Annotated in this window: 12 protein-coding genes; 4 read left to right on the top strand and 8 right to left on the bottom strand. The window is 33.9% G+C overall.

From position 1 onward, the window contains the following. Positions 1-127: 127 nt before the first annotated feature. On the bottom strand, positions 128-715 hold the full coding sequence (locus HN894_07630; GenBank protein MBT7143195.1) for a hypothetical protein: 588 nt from the start codon (positions 713-715) through the stop codon (positions 128-130). A gap of 652 nt (positions 716-1367) precedes the next feature. Between HN894_07630 and selA the strand changes: the two genes are divergently transcribed. The 3 genes from selA (at position 1368) to HN894_07615 (ending at position 7011) form a co-directional block, all read left to right on the top strand. Then, positions 1368-2765, top strand: a complete 1398-nt coding sequence (gene selA / locus HN894_07625; GenBank protein MBT7143194.1) for an L-seryl-tRNA(Sec) selenium transferase — start codon at positions 1368-1370, stop codon at positions 2763-2765. A gap of 66 nt (positions 2766-2831) precedes the next feature. Then, entirely contained in the window at positions 2832-4796 is a 1965-nt protein-coding gene (gene selB / locus HN894_07620; GenBank protein ID MBT7143193.1) for a selenocysteine-specific translation elongation factor, read from the top strand. Positions 4797-4980: 184 nt separating this feature from the next. Next, the gene (locus HN894_07615; GenBank protein MBT7143192.1) at positions 4981-7011 is read left to right on the top strand and encodes a response regulator; all 2031 of its coding nucleotides are present in this window, start codon (positions 4981-4983) and stop codon (positions 7009-7011) included. A 40-nt stretch (positions 7012-7051) separates the two neighbouring features. Here the strand turns inward: HN894_07615 and HN894_07610 are convergent, their stop codons facing one another. The 7 genes from HN894_07610 to HN894_07580 form a co-directional block, all read right to left on the bottom strand. Next, complete coding sequence (locus HN894_07610) at positions 7052-7942, bottom strand: T9SS type A sorting domain-containing protein (protein ID MBT7143191.1); 891 nt, start codon at positions 7940-7942, stop codon at positions 7052-7054. 194 nt (positions 7943-8136) lie between these two features. Continuing rightward, positions 8137-9759 carry a family 16 glycosylhydrolase gene (locus HN894_07605; GenBank protein MBT7143190.1) on the bottom strand — a complete coding sequence of 541 codons (1623 nt, stop codon included), beginning with the start codon at positions 9757-9759 and terminating at the stop codon, positions 8137-8139. A gap of 146 nt (positions 9760-9905) precedes the next feature. After that, on the bottom strand, positions 9906-10523 hold the full coding sequence (locus tag HN894_07600; GenBank protein MBT7143189.1) for a fuculose phosphate aldolase: 618 nt from the start codon (positions 10521-10523) through the stop codon (positions 9906-9908). A 9-nt stretch (positions 10524-10532) separates the two neighbouring features. Then, positions 10533-12317, bottom strand: a complete 1785-nt coding sequence (locus HN894_07595; protein ID MBT7143188.1) for an aldehyde ferredoxin oxidoreductase family protein — start codon at positions 12315-12317, stop codon at positions 10533-10535. A 26-nt stretch (positions 12318-12343) separates the two neighbouring features. After that, a complete protein-coding gene (gene fucP, locus HN894_07590) occupies positions 12344-13627 on the bottom strand; it encodes an L-fucose:H+ symporter permease (GenBank protein MBT7143187.1) in 1284 nt (427 codons plus the stop codon). Between the two features lie 70 nt (positions 13628-13697). After that, complete coding sequence (locus HN894_07585) at positions 13698-15479, bottom strand: L-fucose isomerase (GenBank protein ID MBT7143186.1); 1782 nt, start codon at positions 15477-15479, stop codon at positions 13698-13700. Continuing rightward, positions 15466-16935, bottom strand: coding sequence for a rhamnulokinase (locus tag HN894_07580; protein MBT7143185.1), 1470 nt, complete (start codon positions 16933-16935; stop codon positions 15466-15468). Before HN894_07580 ends, HN894_07585 begins: the two co-directional genes overlap by 14 nt. A 540-nt stretch (positions 16936-17475) precedes the next feature. On the opposite strand from HN894_07580, the gene HN894_07575 reads away from it, so the two are divergent. Next, entirely contained in the window at positions 17476-20793 is a 3318-nt protein-coding gene (locus tag HN894_07575) for a PAS domain S-box protein (protein MBT7143184.1), read from the top strand. The last annotated feature ends 511 nt before the right edge of the window (positions 20794-21304 follow it).

Here is a 21304-nt window from a genome sequence, read left to right as displayed (position 1 = left end):
GGACACCAATTACTTATATAACTGTATATCTGCATATTATGGTATTTAGAACGATTCTATATAACGTCATATGCCTAATTATCAGATAGATAAAATTTTCATTATTTTATTAATTTTGGAAAAATGCTCAAGTTGGGTTAAGATCAGAGCAAAATTGCATCATTTCACTATACCAATTATCCCCATGTTTCCTTATCAGTTTATAATGATTCAAAAAATAATATCTTCTAACTTTAAATTTTATTTTGGGATTCACCACACAACCTGCAACTAAAATATATTTGATGCCAAACCTTTTCTGTGCTTCTTTACAAGGTTCTCTGTAAGCAATCAAACCATATTGAAGTATAAATAATACTCTATCCCCATTATTATCTGTATACTCTTTCTCTGTTAATCCCCATTTATATTTTTCTTTTCGTATGATTTTCTTGTTTTCATAGAATTTCCATGTACCATGATCAAATTGATTAAGGATAATTTTACCCTTGGATGTCAAAAATCCTAGAGAATCATAATTAATGACTTTACCTTTCCTTATAATTTGGTCAGGTTTGTATAACATTTTGAGATTTCCATTTTGATAATAAGTAATTTCAATCTTATTTTTCTTGACAATTGTATGAATCTGTCCATTGGCATAATAAGTAGTATCAGATGCAATCAAAAAATGCCCAGATATTATAAGAATTAATATGAAAGCTATGTACTTCATCAAATTAATGCAAACTTGTAAATATGAGCACCTTATTCATAATTACTTAAAAAATAGCCAAATATACAATATCTAGCAACAATAGCCAATTCAATTTAATCAAGCGCTACACATTTTAGAAACCCGAAAACAAGAACAAATGAAAATGGATTTTGATAAGATGATTTGAATAATTTGCAATTTACAATGAACAACTATACATAACAAGCTCCGATTCTTTAATTTCAAATTTCATCAAAGTATATTTATGTTCACATTTCAAAAACTCTCACAAATATGCGAGATTATAAAAAAGTAATCAGATCAGAAATTGATAAATCTATTAATACATTAAGATTCGATTTTCAAACAAATTAGAAAATATTAAATCTGATCTGGGAATATCAATATTAACGCAACAAAAATGGATTTACAAAATATGAAAAAAGAACAGATAATAAAGGGTTTTTGAAAAGCTAAAGAAACTGCATATCTAATTGATAATTAGAAATAAAGACAGAGTCACAAAAAACATTTTGGCCATTTAAAATATAGCCTTATAAAAAAAGATAATTGATATAAATAAATTTAGTCGTAAATTGTACATGAAAATAATTGAGAATTTATAAGATGAATTAGAGGCAGAGAGCATAGTTTACTCAAATTTTTTATAATGAATAAATATAAAAATTTACCCGGCATTGATACTCTGTTAAATTCAGAAGTTATCAAATCCTTAATCGGAAAATACGGTAGAGATTTGATTATTTATTTAATGCGAAAAACTATATCGAATTATAGAGAAGAAATCAAAAGAGAGAAGCCGCTACCTTCAATTGAAGAAATCATAAAACAGGTTGAATTTGAGACCTTGGCAATGGTGAGCAATAGCTTGAAATCTGTTGTGAATGCCACAGGAATTATTATTCATACAAACCTTGGGAGAGTCCCTTTCGGCGAATTATTAATAAATGACTCAATGAAAGTAATATCGGGATATAACAATCTCGAATTTGATTTGAAAAAAGGAGTTCGTAGCGATAGAAATATTCATGCTTGCAAGCTGTTAAAATTTTTTACCGGTGCAGAAGATATTTTGATAGTGAACAATAATGCAGCAGCAATCCTTCTAATTCTTAATGTTTTTGCCAAAAACAAAGAAGTGATAGTTTCTCGGGGCGAACTGATTGAAATTGGTGGTTCGTTTAGGATTCCCGACATCATGCAGGCATCGGGCTGCAAAATGATTGAAGTAGGCACCACCAACAAAACAAGAATCAGCGATTATGAAAAATCAATTAAGCAAAACACAGCTTTACTATTTAAAATTCATACATCAAATTACAAAATAAAAGGTTTTACCGAAGAAGCTAAACTTGAGGAATTGGTAAACTTGGGCAAAAAACATAAAATTCCGGTAGTCTATGACATGGGTTCCGGACTTTTAAAACAAATGAAAAACACAGCATTAGAAAACGAACCGGATGTAAAATCAGCACTTTTGTCAGGCATAGATTTGGTTTCCTTCAGTTGCGACAAATTGCTCGGAGGACCTCAAGCCGGAATTATTGCCGGGAATCAGCAAATGATAAATATCCTGAAGAAAAACCCCATGATGAGGGCTTTGAGAGTAGGTAAATTAAGTTTGGCCTTTCTTGAAAATGCATGCAAATATTACCTCAACGAAAAATCATTAGAACAAAACAATCTGGTTTATAAAATCATTTCGAGACCAAAAACAGAATTGTTAGAAAATGCAAATTTCATAAAACAAGAATTAGAGAAAAATAATATTCATTCTGAAATAGTAAAAAGCAAAGGGCAATTTGGTGGCGGTGCAATGCCCGAAACTTCAATTGATAGTTATTCAATTGTAATTGAAAACACCACGAAATTGGAGCCTAATGAAATTTCATTTGCGAAAAAAATGTACCACGAATTATTAAATCTGAAAACACCAATATTAGGAGTTTTGAAAAAAGGGAAAATTCAATTCAATCTTCTGACATTATTTGACGAAGATCTCAAATATATTCCAAAAGCAATTAGCGAAGTCTATTTTAAAAGCTAACTATTATTCAAATGATATACAAACACAAAAATATAGGCTGAAGATTGAATACAAAAATTGCAAATTATGAGACATTTGATAATGGGAACTGCCGGACATGTAGATCATGGAAAAACGGCACTTATCAAGGCACTTACAAATGTCGATTGCGATACTCATAAAGAAGAAAAAAGAAGAGGCATTACTATAAATCTCGGATTTTCATGCTTTAAACTTTCAGACCAGGAAACAATCGGAATAATTGATGTTCCCGGGCATAAAGATTTTGTTCATACCACCGTTGGAGGAGTTAGCGGAATCGATTTTGTTTTGTTTGTGATTGCAGCCGAAAGCGGAATTATGCCCCAAACGCGAGAACATTTGAGTATTCTCGAAATTCTAAAAATAAAAAAAGGGATAATTGCACTCACGAAAATTGATTTAATCAATGAGGATTTGCAAACTTTAGTTAAAGAAGAAATTAACGATTTCGTGAAAAACAGCTTTCTTGAAAAAGCACCTTTAGTTGAAGTTTGTTCAATTTCGGGCTATGGAATCGACAAATTGAAAAATGCCATAGCAAAAATAAGTTTGGAAGTTGAAAATCGGGAAAAAGGAAAAATTTTCAGAATGAATGTCGATAGGTTTTTCAGCGTAAAAGGTTTCGGAAATGTTGCAACCGGAACAGTCGTAAATGGAGAAATTGACATATCTAAACCTGCTTTTTTGCTACCTGGCAATGGAAAAGAACTAAGAATTCGCCGCATTGAGAAATATGGAAAAATCACCGACAAAATTAGAGCCGGCGACAGAGCAGCCCTGAATATTGTTGGAATTGAAAAAAGAGATTTCGAGAAAGGTAAAATCATTTCCGATTCCACAATTGAAGCAACAAAAATAATAGATGCAGATTTTACATTGTTCAAAGACAATACACAATTGAGCTTGTGGTCGAAAATAATTTTTCTGTCGGGCACTTTCGAATGTCAGGCACGAGTTCATTTGATAAATGCAAATAGCCTTATGCCAGAGCAAAATGCTATAATTCAAATACATTTAGACAAAGCTTGCGTTTTGATGAATGGAGACAGATATATTCTAAGAAATTCTTCGTCTGACCAAACTTTGGGCGGTGGCTCGGTGATAGACGCAAAACCCTTGCACCACAGGAGAAGACCCGAAAAATTGATCGATAGCCTTACAAAACTTGCCGAAGGTAGCATTTGCGAATTAATCAGGATTGAAGTAAAAAAACGTAGAATTCCTGTTGAAATTGATGATATTACCTCAAATTTGAACAAACCTTTGGAGGAAATTCTTAGTTTTTGCAGTAGCAAAAGCCTTTTCGACATAGCAGTTTATAAAGACGAAAATTCACTTATTCTCTTTGAAAAAAATGAGGATAACAAATGCTGGAATTTAGTTTTAGAAAATATAAAAGCATTTCATAAGAGAAACCCATTAATTTCATATGGTCTTTCTTTCGATGAATTGAAAAGCAAATTAGGAATTTCTGACAATCTTGCCAGCATTAAGTATCTATATCTTTTGCTTAAAAAAGTTGAAAAAGAGGGACTAATAAAAAAGCTTGGCAGAACATGGATTATATTCAATCATAAAGCCACGGTTCCTGTTTTTGTTGAAGCAGAAATTAGCTGGCTCGAAAAAGTCATATCAAATTATAAAATGCAAACCCCGCTGATGTCGGAAATAAAACCACAAGCAAGAAAGCGAGGAATATCAGATAGAGATTTAAGTCAATATTTTCATTTTCTTGTCAGGTCAGGGAAACTTTATCAGATAGAGAATGACTATTTGTACTCAAAAATTGTGGATAAATGTAGAACCATTTTATTGAATAAACTACTTTCTATAAATGAAGGACTAACAGTTGCAGAGTTTAGAGACTTGATAAATGCAAATCGGAAAATTGCATTACTACTGTTTTCTCAGTACGATTCTGAAAATATTGTAAAAAGAAATGGTAATTTAAGGTTTATTACTGAAAAAGGGAAACGCATGGTTCATGAAAGAATAGATGATGATATTTAAAAATTTCTATTAAATACGAATAAATATATATTACTTCAAAAATATATATATTTTTAGCCCATGTTTTGATAAGATTTCAAATTGAAAAATTAATATTTGCTTTGGAAAATTGTTAGAATGAATTATAAATGAAACAATGTAAATTTTATGTAAATTTTGATTGTTAGATTGTAAAGGTTAATTTATGGGGAACATCCAAAAAGATAGAGACGAAAGAGTTACAAATATTGAAAATTGCGACAGATACAATTATTTATTCGACAGAATGTCCTCTGGTGTAGTTTTTTGTAAAGCAATTTACAACCAATCCGGCGACATGGTAGATTGTATCTATAAAGATATGAATGCAGCTTACGAAAAGTTCACAAATTTAAAAAAGGAGACTACAATTGGAAAAAAAGTTTCTGAAATGCTCCCCGGAACAGAACCAGAATGGTTTTCAACTTTTGGGAATGTTGTTAAAACTGGAAAGCCGATTAGTTTTGAAATGTTTCACGAAAATAGTAGTACTCATTACTCAATTTATGCGTATCGTTCAAATGAAGATGAATTTGCTGCAATATTCGAAGATATTTCCACAAGAAAGAAGGACGAAAAGATTATTTTAGAAAGCGAAAATCGATTTAAAGCATTATCGGAAGCTCCATTCGAGGCAGTTTTTTTATCTGAAAAAGGTATTTGTTTAGACCAGAATTATTCTGCCGAAAAGATGTTTGCTTATACTTTAAGCGAAGCTATTGGAAAACCGGGTATCGATTGGATTGCACCACAAGACAGAGATAAAGTAATAAAGAATATGCTTTCAGGTTATGAAAAACCGTATGAGGTGCTTGCAATGAGAAAGGACGGATCGACTTTTTATGCCGAAATACAAGGCAAAATGATGGATACTGGAGGAAAAACACTTCGAGTAACAGCATTAAATGATATTACCGAACGAAAACAAGCTGAAGCAGAACTGCAAGCTATGAATCAACAACTTGCAGCTCAAAATGAAGAATTTCAGGTGCTAAACGAAGAAATGTCAAAAAATATGCAACATATTCAGAGAATAAACTCTGAATTAAAAAAAGCAAAAGAGAAAGCCGAAGAAAGTAACCATCTGAAAACTGCTTTTTTGAACACAATGTCGCATGAATTACGAACGCCTCTCAATTCAGTAATTGGATTTTCTTTTTTGCTAAATAAAAATTCTCCTATCGAAGAAATTACTAATTATGGGAAAACCATTAATAAAAGTGGAAATCATCTGCTAAATATTGTTGAAGATATCTTTGACCTTACAATGATAGAAAGCAAGGAAATGCTAATTCAAAAAGAAACATTCAATTTCGCCGGATTTATTGATATTATTTATACAAAAATTAAAGCAGAACAAATTAAGGTTGAAAAAGACAATATTGATATTAGATTTAAACCTTGTAAAAATTACGACAAAATATCAATGTATTCTGACTCTGAAAAGCTGGAAAAAATAATATTTCATCTGCTAAAAAATGCCCTTAAATTTACAAGTGAAGGGTATATCGAATATGGTTTTACTGAAGAAATAATTGACAAAAAACCAATGTTGAAATTCTATGTAAAAGATACTGGCATTGGCATTAGCGAAGATAATAAAAAACTGATTTTTGATATTTTCAGACAACTCGACGATAATAGTACAAGACGCTATGAAGGAGTAGGGATAGGACTCTCTGTTGCCATCAAACTTATTGAATCTCTCGGCGGGAACATGTGGGTTGAATCTGACTTAGGAAAAGGTTCTCAGTTCTATTTTACAATTCCAATAGAAGCTGAAAAGAAAACACTCGAAGAAAAACCTGAAGATACTGCAATAAGTAAAAAGGAAAACGAAATTGGCAATCTTAAAATTCTTGTCGTAGAAGATGAAGAACTAATAAACTTTTACTTCAAAAATGTTTTAAAAAATGAAAATGTATTAAATGCAGAAACCGGTATTAAGGCAATTGAAGTTTGCAAACAAAATCCCGACATCGATTTAATCCTTATGGATATGAAAATGCCTGAAATGAATGGCTACGATGCAACTCGCAAAATTCGAGAATTTAATAAGGATGTTATTATTATTGCACAAACAGCATATGCCCTTGCAGGCGATCGCGAAAAAGTCATAGAAGCAGGCTGCAACGACTATATTGCAAAACCCATAAATAAAAAAGTACTGATTGAAACTATTAAAAAGTATTTTTAATTAAAATCAGACTTTGTATGTTTCTAAGAATGCTAAACTTTTAGCGTACAACAATTTTTTCAACATAATTGTTAATATTCAAAAAATAGATTCCGACACCAATACCATTTAGTTGGATTTTAGAATTTGAATTTTGTAATTTTCCACTCGAAACAATTGCTCCAAAACAATCCAGTAATTCGTAGGTAGAACCTGTTCTGGCATTCAAAACATTAATAAAAGCTCCTTTCTCGACAGGATTTGGGAATATTTTAAAATTTGCTATAATATCGGACTCTATGGCTGAAGGCGGGGTAGATCGAAGGAAAGCTATATCGTCAATATTCCAAAAATACCATGCAAGATTATTGTAATGAAAACGAAGCCAAACCTGAGTTTGCCCGGCTGCAATTGTTGAGATATCTATTAGAATTATTTCAACTTTATCTTCCCATCCCGAATCGGGAGAATCCGGACCAGTATTCATATTGAAAGTGGTCCATGAAATTCCATCATTACTAACAGCCATATCGAAAGAACCCCACATTGGGGCACTAAGAGTACGATACCAATGCTGAAATGAAACATAAACCTCCGATTCATTACTGAAATCAAATGGATCTGATAGAAGAGTCGAATTCATGTAAATTATAGTATCAGCCATCTCTAAAGTTCCACCAGTAGAATCGGTGTTGTGGTATGCAGAGTGAAGCATCAACCAACCATTGTTGGCACTTGTTGAATTAAAACTTGAACTTGAAAGTGGGCAATATGCCGCATCCAATCCAACATATGTGTGCTCCCAACTAAAATTGTTGCCAGTGCTATCAAGGCTTTGCCAGTTGCCCGGAATAGAATCGGCACAATCGAAGTAATAAATTGTATCACTTTGTGCCAAACCTGTTGCACTTGCCATAAAGAAAAGGGCTACTAAAATTCTGAAAAGTTTCATATTATTGTTCTGTTTTTTGTTAATACTTATATTTAACTATTTTTTGTAACTAATCAATGTACTGAAAAGTTATAATGATACATGTTCTAAATAATTCCTTTTTAATCTTTGTGCTTCTTTGAGCAACTTTGTGTAATAGCTGTTTCACGGAGAAAGCTTATTATTAAGCTCAAGTTTCCGAAACTTATTAGTTCCTATTTTTTTATTATTTTGAAACTATAGTGTTCTTTTTCTAAATCAAATGTAACGAAATACATTCCTTTGTTTAAACATCCTAAATCATTCAATTCTATTCTGTTATTTTTTATCTCGCTATAATATGTTTTAATTAGTTTAGCTTCACTACTAAATATTCTGAGAGTAACATTTTGTTCAATAGTTTCCTTTAAACTAATTGTCAAATTATTTGCAACAGGATTGGGAAAAAATGACAAACCTAATACTTTATCAAATTGGGCTGTTGAAATAACACTATCCTGATAAATTCTTACATAATCAATTTCCATTGAGCTACTTGTAAAACCGGAAGTAATATTTGGCAAAATTGCTATATTCATCAAAATGTATTGTTCCGCATCAAATGGCCAGGTATTAGCATCTTGTATTGCAGGATTATAAGTGTAATGCACAACATTATCGAAACTAAACTCCAATTTTTCTTCCGTCCATTCCAAAGTATAGATATGAAATGCAGAGGATGCAGTTGCAATGGTTTGACCGCCCAAATTTACAGTACTACCATAACTTGAAGGTGTATGTACCGCACTTTGAACATAGTTTTGATTACTGCCCCAATGTTCCATTATGTCAATTTCGCCACAGGCAGGCCACGAACTTGTTCCAAATCCTTGAGTTTGCCAGTAGGCTCCATTTTCATTAACATTCTTGCCCAGCATCCATAATGCAGGCCAGGTGCCAACTCCGCTTGGCAATTTTGCTCGAATTTCTACCTTACCGTAAGTAAAAGCAAATTTAGAATTTAATCTCGCAGAAGTGTATTGTTTTGTATATCCTTGATCGGTAAATGTTTCATTTTTCGATATTATTTTTAGCAATCCATTTTCAACATATGAATTATCAACTCTATCAGTGTAATGTTGCACCTCTCCATTAAACCAGCTTCCACCTGCAGGTAATTGTGTTTGATGAAACCATTTGGCAGAATTTATTGGTCCATCAACATCAAACTCATCTGCCCAAACCAGATTGTTATAAACCGGATCTATGGGTATTGTACCATCGTAAAAAACATCGTCGAGATAAGCTAAAACATAGTCGTAGTTGTCTTCTCCATTCACTTGAATCACTACTCTGTTAAAATCTGTTCTTTGTGTTGGAGGTGGCGAATTTCCATCTAAATTTATGTAATTATCATTTTCAAAATCGAATGTTACAGTTTGCCATTGATCTAAATATATTGGCTTAATAATCTCGCACTGTGTTGACCAAGGAGCTCCAATAGTTCCATCTTGTAATTTTAGAGATACCTGATTTGCTTGGCTTCCCGTCAATCCACTATTTGGGACAAAAATCTTTAATGAAAATGTATAATTAGTTGACAAATCAAAATTATTACTCACCTCGAAACGAACATTGGCATATTGTCCACCATTATCGTTATACTCTAAAACCGTATTTGATGTATTAATTCCTTGTATAACAGGATTTGAGAAATTAGTATTAATCCCGCAATCGTCTCCGTACCAGCTTGTAATAGTTCCATTTCCCTCAAAATCGTCTTGAACTGTTGTGGTTTGTGCAAAACATGTGTTTGTCGAAAACAGTATCACAATTAATAGCACCGAAAAATATTTCATCTTTATTTTATATTAATAAATATTTACCATTTCAGTTTCAAAATTACTTAAAAAATTTATTTTATTAGATAAATATTAATTAGGCTGAACAGACATAGTCTGATATAAACAAAAAAACTATCTGTTTTTGAAATAAAAATTTGAATTTACCAATCAGAAAAACCTTTTTCTTTAGAATAATCCCGAATTAAGGGTTTGCCGAGAAGGTGTATCCTGTATCTAATATCTGCCGATTGTTCTACTCCGGTAACCACCCCTAAAGCATCTTCGAGAGTTGTCCCTTTTGCAAAAATACCATGGCTCCTGACTATTGCAGCAGGATAGTTCTTTAGAGGCTGTGCAATTTTTTCAGCAACCTCATAAGATCCAACTGGAATATCGCATTCAACAACAGGAATCTTTTTATACAAAAACATACCTTCGGCATCTATGCAGGTAATTTCATCTTCAATCATCGACAATGCTGTGCTGCAAGGACTATGCGAATGTACTATTGCCATGGCATCGGTTTCTTTATAAATATTTCGGTGGACGTTTGCTTCGGTACTTGCAATTAATCCGCTGTGGGCATCTTCCTCCTTTAGGTCTATGACTACCAAGTCTTCGGGTTGCAACCAGCCCAACATAGCCGAGCGTCTTGTAATAATAATTTTTCCACCACTTATCATCGACATATTTCCCGAATGGCTGCTAATTAATCCTCTGTTACTTAAGTCTTTTCCTACTAAATCGAAGCTTCTGAATGTTTCTTTATCTATGGTCATTTTCACTTATTAAATTATTTCTAATTCTTTTCTTTTTTCAATTGTCGGAATTCCATTTTCGTCCCAATTCCTAACAGCATAATATTCCTTCAACATTTTTGCTACAGGAACAACCCTGTCTTTCGACAATCCCTCCTTAAAAGGTTCTTTTATAAATCGTTCAGGTAGTTTGTCCTGCTCTTTCTCAATTCCGGCATCAATATTAAAAATACGTTCCAGGTTGTAAATTCTTTCACCAATTCTTAAAAGCTCAGTAGTATTATAATCGTAACCTGTGATTACGCTTGCAAAACGTGAGTGAAAATCAAAACCAAGGGCATAGCCCGAAAATTTACAATTGACGAGACTGTCTTCAATGGCACTTTGATTTTGTTTCAAAACAAGCAAATCAGCTTTACCACTAATCGTGAAGCGTGGAATTCGTTTTGGTGCGCTGAACAATTCCATAGCGGCAAGGTAGCCCGTAAGATGGCAACCTCCGCGATTGCTAGTTACATATCCTAAAGCATGACCCATTGCTCCTCTTGGATCGTAAGCAGGAAGCTCCAGACCCTTAACATGGATAGCAACCTCTGCATCACCATATTTTTCAGCGAGACGTTTCGAACCTTCAGCCAAATCGTTGCCAATGCCTTCACGCAGGGCTGTTTTTTTTACTAAATCGGTAATAATCTCATCATTCCCAAATTTTACATTTTCATAAGGGAACAATCCTTTTTCCTGCAATTCCATGGCGCAAGAAATAGTTACGCCCATCGAAATAGTATCTATTCCTAATTTGTTGCAATAGTAATTTGCTTCGGTTACTTTTTTCAAATCGAAAATTTCGCAATTAGCTCCCAGTGCCCAAACTGATTCGTATTCAGGCCCTTTCCCTTTCATTTTGCCAGTTTTGGTAGATCTGCGGCAACGAATGGTGCAGGCATAGCAAGCACTTGTTTTGTCCAGAATTTCTTTTCTGATAGCCTCTCCGCCCAATTTAGGTGCTTCCTCATGTTGACCGTATTTGAAATTTCTGATAGGCAACATGCTTAAACTGTTTGTAACATGCAAAACACCGGCAGTGCCAAATAGTGGAAATGCTGAACGCGTTACAGGCAATGCCTTGATTTTATCAAGTGCTGATTTTGAGTAATTTTTAAGCAATTTTGGATTATGTACTGTAGTTTTTAGTTTTCCATTTTTAACTACAATTGCTTTCAGATTTTTTGAGCCCCAAACAGCACCTACGCCACCCCGCCCAAAAGCATGATCGGCATCGTTCATTATCGATGAAATTCGAACCAGATTTTCTCCGGCAGGCCCAATTTCGAGTGTTCGGGCTTTTTTGCCTTCAAGCTCAAGTAGCTTCTCGTGAGTTTGTTCAGCATCGAGCCCCCACAAATCTGTAGCATCTTTTATTTCCAATTTATTGTCTCCATCGAGCAAGAGGTAAGATGGTTTTTCAGATTTTCCAACTATTAGCACACCATCAATACCGCAGCGTTTCATATTAAAACCAAAATTGCCACCTGTATTTGAATAAAAAATTCCACCGGTTAAAGGCGATTTTGTAACAAGCGACATTCTGCCACTGGTAGAAACAGATGTGCCTGTGATGGGTCCTGTAGTCAGAACAATTGCATTATCAGCACTTAAAGGATCGATTTTTGGATTAACTTTGTCTGTAAATATTTTTACCCCTAAACCTCTTCCTCCCAAATATTTATGATAAATATCGTCGGCAATTTGTATTAGTTCTGCAGTCTTTTTGCTTAGATTTACAGAATAGATTTTATTGAAAACGCCCTTCATATTTTTAATTTAATTAATTATTATGTTTAAATTTTTGTTGTCCTATATCCATAAATTGCTATCACCACAAAACTAAAAAATGGCAATATAAATGAAAAATTTACAGCCGGCATTCCGGCCACTGTTTCTAAATCGATAATTGCACCCTGCAAAGGCGGCATTAAAGCACCACCAACTATTGCCATAACCAAGCCTGCCGCACCAAGTGTTGCATCGTCTTTTAATCCTTCGAGGGCAATCCCATAAATTGTAGGGAACATCAAAGACATGAATGCAGATGTTGCAATCAAACAATATAAACCAAACATTCCTCCTATGAAAATTGTTCCAAGCATAGTTGCCATGCCTCCCACAGCAAAAATAGTGAGTAGAACTTTTGAGTTTACATATTTCATTAAAAAAGTACTTATAAATCGTGAGCTTAGAAATATCGTCATTGCAATGATATTGTAGTTTTGTGCCGTAGCTTTTGGTATGCCAAGATTTCCTGCATATTGGATAATGAAAGTCCAGTTCATGATTTGTGCAGCAACATAAAAAACTTGTGCAATAACTCCTTCCCGATATTTTATATTTTTAATAAGTCGTTTGAAAGAATCTCTAGCCTGAATTCTATGGTCAGCATTTTTACGCACAGGCATTTTTGCAATGGCAATTATTACCATCATTATTATTACAACAATGCCAAGAATCACATATGGATTACGAATTACTTCCAAATCGTGAGTCTTGATTGCAGCTTTTTCGGCAATGCTTAATGTTTCGAAAACCAGCTCACCGGCATCGTTTCGCAAATCTGAATCGAGGCCGTTTAAAATAAAATTCGAGGCAACAAACATTCCTAACAAAGAGCCAATTGGATTGAACGACTGTGCAAGGTTTAAGCGGCGGGTTGCAGTTTTTTCGTCTCCCATAGAAAGGATGTACGGATTGGCAGTAGTCTCCAAAAAAGCCAATCCAAAAGTTAGAATATATAAAGAAATTAGGAAGAAACTGAACATTTCGAATCGGGCAGCAGGATAAAACAGCAAAGCACCAAATGCGTATAGAGCAAGTCCGAGAATAATTCCCTTTTTAAAACTGAATTTTTTTACAAATAATGCCGCAGGAATTGCCATTGTTGCATATCCGCCGTAAAAGGCAAATTGTATGAGTGCTGCTTTGGCGTTCGACATTTCCATTACGGTTTTGAAAGCGGCTACCAGTGGGTTCGTAATATCGTTCGCAAATCCCCATAATGCAAAAAGGCTGGTTATTAAAATGAAAGGAATGAGTACTTTGCGTGAAACGACAACAGGTTTTTTTTTCATAACGTTTTTTTTAGTTAGCTATTAGCCTTTTGCTGTTAGCCTTTCAATTGCTAATAGCCAATAGCCATCTTTAGTATAAAGGTCCGTAATTTGCACAGGCTCTATAATCTGCACTTTCAGTGTCCATTCCAAAAGCAGACCAAGCAGATGGACGGTATATTTTATCCGTATCTACATTGTGCATACAAACTGGAATTCGCAATAATGAAGCGAGGGTAATTAAGTCGGTTCCAATATGTCCATAAGTAAAAGCTCCATGATTAGCACCCCAATTTGCCATAACCGAATAAACATCTTTGAAAAAGCCTTGCCCTGTCAGATTTGGTGCAAACCAGGTAGTTGGCCAACTTGGATTTGTTCTTTTATCCAGAATTTCATGAACATTTTCAGGTAGTTCCACAGAATATCCTTCTGCAAGTTGCAAAACAGGACCCAGGCCTTTAATAATATTTATTCTCGAAAGAGTTAGCGGCATTCCTCCTTTGGTTTTAAAAGTTGAGGAAAAACCTCCTCCACGGAAATATTCGTTTATTGCTGCACCCCAGCTTGTTGCATCGATACATTTTTGAGCTTCAGCCTGGCTTATTTCCCACCAGGCTTTCATTGCAGGTTTTCCATCAACTTCTTGTTCGCCAGAGCCATCGAGTGCTGAAGATCCGGAGTTAATTAGGTGAATAATCCCATTTTTGGCTTTGCCCGATAAATCGTAGCCTGCTACCCGTTTAACCGATTCGGGACTCCAGTAAGTTCTAACATCGGAAAAAACCTGTGCAGCTCCTGTCAATAAATGCCCAAAGAGCATTGCCACACCGTTTAAACTATCGTTTTCTGTGGCGAGGATATATGGTTGGCGTGTTCCGTTCCAGTCAAAAGATGAACATAAAATTGCTTCCATAAAATCGCCATTGGGGAAATGGTCTGTCCACTGCCGCTGACCCTGAAATCCTGATGCAATAGCATTATGTCCCGAGGCTTCTTCAGCAAAACCAAGCTTTTTCAGCTTCGGATTGCCAACCATCAAGTCGCGTGCTATAAGTGCCATTTTTACAATAAACTCCCATTCTTCATCTTTTTGTTTTCTGTTTTTTTGACTTGCCACAGGATTATAGTCTTTTCCTTCTTTACAATTTGTTTTGACCCATTTAATAGCTTTTTTGTATTCTTCAGGATCGAAAATATTTTCGTTTATTCTCCTTGTAAATTCGGTCATGTCACCAAATTCGCAGCACATACCCAAATATTCTTCAAAAAAATTGGTATCGACAATTGAACCTGCAATTCCCATAGAAACTGCACCCATCGAAAGATAAGATTTACCCTTCATTGTAGCCACAGCCAAACCCGCACGAGCAAAAAGCAGCAGTTTTTCTTTTACGTCATCAGGAATGTTTGTATCGCCTGCATCCTGCACATCTTTTCCATAAATACTAAAAGTGGGCAAACCTTTTTGATTGTGTCCTGCCAGAGCCGCAGCCAAATAAACAGCACCGGGTCGTTCGGTTCCGTTAAATCCCCAAATGGCTTTTGGAATTTGCGGATCCATGTCGATGGTTTCGCTTCCGTAGCACCAACAGGGCGTAACTGTTAAGGAAACGCCAACTCCTTGTTGCCTGAATTTTTCGGCAGTAGCAGCAGCTTCGGCAACACCTCCAATTGTTGTGTCGGCAATTACACACTCAACTTTTGTCCCATCGGCATGTCTGAGATTTTCTTCAAGAAAACGTGCAGCTACTTTTGCAAGCTTCATGGTTTGCTCTTCGAGAGATTCTCGCACACCATTTCTCCTGCCATCGATAGTTGGTCTTATCCCAATTTTGGGTAATGATCCTACTAATCTATTATTTTCCGACATATTTTTGTTCTTTAAGTTTTATAAATTTTTGGTATAAATCCATTCTTCGATTTTCTGCAATCTTAGGTTTAAAATTTGTTTGTAGGAAAGAATTCTTTACAATTGCTCTTCCATCCCTTAAATCTTTAATTTTTTTAAAAGCAATAGCTTGAACCAAAATATTTCCAATGGTAGAGCATTCCACAGGACCTGCTATCACATTTTTCATCGAAAAATCTGCTGTGGTTTGACATAAATATTCCGACTGGCTTCCTCCTCCAATTAGATGTATTGTATTGTATGATTTTTCGCACAAATACTCCAATTTTTCAATGTAATACACAAAACTCAGACTAAGGCTATTATATGCACATTTGATATATTGTCCATATGTTTCAGGCTTCTTCTGTCCGGTTTTTTCAAAATAAATATCAAATGCTTCGAGCATATTTTCCGGCTTATAAAACAAGTCGTCATCAGGATCTATTAGTTGATCCGCATGTTTCGATCTAATCAGGATTTTTTCTATTTCAGAAAAATCTAAATTTTTGGGCATTGCTTTTCTAATTCCTTGAATCAACCACAAACCTACAATATTTTTTAGCAGCTTGTATTTATTTCCATAAGAACGCTCATTTGTGAAGCCAAATTCTAAAGCCTCGTTTGTGATTATAGGTTTTTTGGCTTCGACACCTAAAATGCACCAGGTGCCCGTTGATAAAAAAATAAACTCATCGGAAGATGAAGGAGTGGCTGCAACTGCCGATGCTGTATCGTGGCTACAAACCGAAACAACTGACAGTTTGTTTTTTGGCAATTTTTTTTCAGTAACAGTTCCGATTATTTTGCCAGGATTTATTGCATGTTCCAAATTTAAATGCCAAGCGTTTAAAAGCTTAATAATTTTTTGGTCGAATTTATTTGAATTTGCTTCAAGTAGTTGTGATGTTGAAGAAATACTTAGTTCGTTTATTTTTTTTCCGCAAAGGAGAAAATTGATGTAAGAAGGGATAAATAATAGGGCATCGGCTTTTTTAATTTCATTGCTTTGTCTCGCAGCCAGCAATTGAAAAAGAGTATTAAAAATGTAAAAATTAATTCCTGTTCTGCGAAAAGTTTCATCCCTACTCATGTGTTTTTCCCACTCTGTCATCATTCCTTTGGTTCTTACATCACGATAGGCATAGGGCAATTCAATAAGTTTTCCTTTGGCATCAATCAAAACATAATCAACTCCCCAGCTATCAATACCTATGCTTTCTACCTCAGGATATAGTTTTAGAGCTCGAGATATGCCAAATAATATTTTCGAATAAATATCTTCTATATCCCATTTATCAGTTTTGTTGATCGTCTTTATTTCGTTTTTAAACCGAGAAATTTCTTTATATTGTATTTGGTTCGCTGATATTTCCCCAAGCAGTATTCTAACAGAACTTGCTCCCATATCAACAGCGAGACAACGGAAAATATTCATATTTTCTTTCTTATAATGCTCAAATTTCTTTTATGATATTCACAGTTCTACCATATCTATATTACTTCCAGACAAATTAATGTGAGGATTACAAATTACCAAAATGTATTTTCGCATTATTCTTCCATTTTTAAAATATTAAAAAACTGATGTCAAAAATATTAAAATAAACAATAGGAAATTCTCAAACTTCATTTTTGAGTTTAGTTAAAAAGTATTTTAATAAGGTTAAATAGTTTCTTCGGTCGTATCCAGTTCATTATCATTGTATAAAGAAATTTTGTTAACAAATAGAAAACGATGTTGTTTTATTTATCTTTGTTAAAATTTTAGTTTAAATATTAGTTTGTTGAAGATTTATGAATTTGGACAAAATGGTTTATGTCTTTCATCATGTAATTAATGAAGTCTGTTTCAGGCTTTAAAAACCAGTATTGTTTGCAGCTTGGTTTTTCTACTAACAAGCCAATATTTTGTAGGGATATTTTAATAGGGATAGAGTATTGTATAATAAAGGAAGGGATTATTAATAGGCTGAACATGAAAGATAAAACAAAAGAGCAGTTATTAGGTGAGATTCGAAAACTTACAGAAAGGCTTGCAAAATATGAAGGTGCTGAAATACCTTTGCAAGATTCTTTACAACAAAGCGAAGCAAGATTCGAAACACTTATCGAATATTCAACAGATTTAATATTTTTAGTCAATAATAACTTTCAGGTACAATCTGTAAACTCTAAGGCAGCCGAAGTTCTTGGCAAAGAACCCGCCGAAATTGTTGGGAAAAGTGTAGAAGAGCTCTTTCCTCAATATATAGCCAAGTCTTATCAGAAAAGTTTAATGCAGATATTTAAATTGGGTATTGCCGAAACTTTTGAATCTGTATTGCCAACAAAAGAAAAAAAACTATGGATTAGAACAGCTATGAATCCTGTAAAAGATAATTCCGGAAAAACTGTTGCAATTCTTGGTGTTAGCAGAGATATTAGCAGAAGTAAAATGACTGCAAAAGCACTTCGCAAGTCGGAAAGTAAATTTCAAAGTATCCTTGCCTCAATGAACGATTTAGTTTTTGTTTTTGATACTGAAGGCAGATATACCTTTTGTCATTCTGCAGAAAAGAAGAACCTATATGTAAAACCAGAGGATTTTTTAGGTAAAACAACATCTGAAGTATTACCTGCGAACATAAGCAAAATGTTTAATGAGGCTTTGGAGAAAAATAAAAATAGACAAACAGTTACTGAAGAATATGAATTGAAAGTGCCTAATGGTACTAAATGGTTCTCCATGAGTATTTCTCCAATGATTGTTGATGAAAAATTTACCGGTTCGGTTGCTGTAGTAAGGGATATTACTACGCATAAAACCGATGAAAAAAAACTAAATGCAATAAATCAGCAATTACATGCCAGTGAACAACAACTAAGAGCAAGCAATCAACAATTATATGCTAACGAGCAGCAATTACGTGCTACTAATATGCAATTGACTGCACGAGAAAAATTTCTGGATAGCGTTATTGAACAAAGTCCATTTGCTACCTGGATTTCAGACTCGAAAGGAACAATGCTACGATCAAATCCTGCTTTGAAAAAATTGTTGAATCTCACAGACGAACAACTGATAGGAAAATATAATATTCTGGAAGATAAAATAGCAGAAAGGGCTGGAATTATGCCGCTTATCAAAACAGTTTTTGATGAAGGTAATTCTATAAATGTTACTTTAGAGTGGGATGGAAATGATATGCCAAATATGGATTTACGAGGTTCTGAATCAATTATTTGTGAAGCTACAATGTTTCCAATTCATGATACGGAAGGTAAATTGACGAACGTAGTTTGTAATTGGATTGATATTAGCGAGCGGAAAAATACTCAGGAAAAACTAAAGAATAAAAATATAGAATTATTAGCGGCAATCAAAGAGGCCAATAAAAACAAAAGATACTTCCAATCACTTTTCGAACAGTCTGCAATAAGTATTCAAATATTTGATAATAATGGACTTACACTCGATGCAAACAAGGCTTGGGAAAATCTTTGGTTAGCCTCAAAATCACAAGTAATTGGAAAATATAATGTTCTGAAAGATAAATCTGTTCAAGGCACAGAATGGCTTATGAAGTTTAAAAAATCCTTTACAGGTGAGACTGTAGATTTACCTGATTTAGAATATAATCCGGCAAATATCCGAGAAAAAGGCAGAATGCGAATTATCAAATGTTTGGCTTTTCCTATTAAAAATAAGGATAAGACTGAAAGTGTTGTTCTTATGCACCAGGATATTACTGATAGAAAACAGGCTGAAGAGGCTCTTAAAGAAAGTGAAGAAAAGTATCGAAATCTTGTCGAAAATATTGAAGAAGGAATTTCTAAAGTTGACAAGAACGAGAAATTTACATATGTAAATAGAGCTGCCTGTAAAATTCTTGGGTTTTCTGAAAACGAACTATTAGAAATGAGTTTAATGGATATGACCGCAACTGAAGAGTTTAACAAGATATTAAAGCAAACAGAAAATAGAAAAAAAGGAGAAGTAAATAGTTACGAATTAGAAATTGCAAGAAAAGATGGAAGCAAAGTAATAATTTTGGTAACCTCATCGCCTATTAAAAGCACCAAAAATGAATACTTAGGAGGATTCGGAATCTTTCAGGATATTACTGAACGAAAAAAATCTGAGAAAAAACTAAAAGATGCTCTAGAAAGGGCTCTAGAAAGTGACCGGCTTAAAAGTGCCTTCCTGGCAAATATGAGCCACGAAATCCGAACACCTATGAATGGAGTTTTAGGTTTTGTAAACTTATTGAATGCCCCAGAAACAAGTCAGGAAGAAAAAAAAGAATTTACGAAAATTATCCATAAGAGTAGCAATAGGCTGATGAATACAATTAACGATATTATTGATATTTCGAAAATCGACGCAGGGCAAATGAAAATATCTCAGAAAGAAACATCAATTAATTCTTTAATTGAAGAACTTTACAAGTTTTTTGATCATGAAGCCAAGGCAAAAGGAATAAACTTGATTTTTGCTATGGCATTATCTAACAAAGAAGCTACAGTATTGACCGATAGCGACAAATTACATGGAATACTTATAAATCTGATAAAGAATGCAATTAAATATTCCCGAAAAGGGAGAATTAATTTCGGATATTTCCCCAGAGATGAATATATTGAATTTTTCGTAAAAGACACAGGAATAGGAATTCCAAAAAATCGCTTGAAAGCAATATTCAATAGATTTGAGCAAGCCGATATAGAAGATTCTAAAGTATATGAAGGTTCAGGATTAGGATTGTCTATTGCTAAAGCCTATGTAGAAATGCTTGGTGGCAAAATATGGGTAAAGTCTGAAGAAGAGGATATTGCAAATGGAAAACCAGGCTGGTCGAATTTCTCATTTAATATTCCATTTAAAAAATTAAAACCTGCAACTAAATCTATGTCGAAAAAAATCACAATAGAAAATGAATCTTTTGATTCAAAAAAACTGAAAATCCTGATTGTTGAAGATGATGAGGTGAGCACTATCTTTCTGAATAATGTATTGAAAAACAAGCTCCACGAAATTCTTCATGTTGATACAGGTAAGAAAGCAGTTGAATTATGCAGAAATATGCCAGACATTGATATTGTTCTAATGGATATAAAAATTCCGGATATGAACGGTTATGAAGCAACTCGTGAAATCAGAAAGTTTAATAAAGAAATTTTGATTATTGCACAAACAGCTTATGGTCTTGCCGGCGACAGGGAAAAAGCTCTGGCTACAGGCTGCAACGATTATATCTCAAAACCAATAAACAGGATTGAATTAAAAGACAAAATTGCTAAGCTTGTTACATAGAATAACTTAGTTATTGAAACTTGAGATATAAATTTTTTTTCACTCAAATTTTGCACTTGCAAAGTAGCAATATAATCTACATTCTTTTTTTTGGAAAACACAATTCAGCAGATTAAAATATTATTAATCTATTCTTTCCTGTTTTCATCAATGGGACATCCAAAATAATTTTTCTGTAATTTCAAATAATTTTTGTTGCTACTCATCTATTCCTAACCCATGTTTCGCACAGCCTGCCCATCAAAAAAAATCATAAAATTGTCATCTAAATGATACACAGCAGGTTAGGCAAATATTTTCAAATCGGATAAACTTTCTAACAGCCTGATATTAAGCATGTAAACATTTTGAGTGTTTTTTGTAGTGTCTATTAACCCAACTTGAGCATTTTTCCAAAATTAATAAAATAATGAAAATTTTATCTATCTGATAATTAGGCATATGACGTTATATAGAATCGTTCTAAATACCATAATGTGCAGATATACAGTTATATAAGTAATTGGTGTCC

Source organism: Bacteroidota bacterium, from assembly GCA_018692315.1.
GTDB lineage: Bacteria > Bacteroidota > Bacteroidia > Bacteroidales > JABHKC01 > JABHKC01.
Note: the sequence above shows the minus strand (reverse complement) of the source record. Positions and strands in the feature narration are given on the sequence as shown.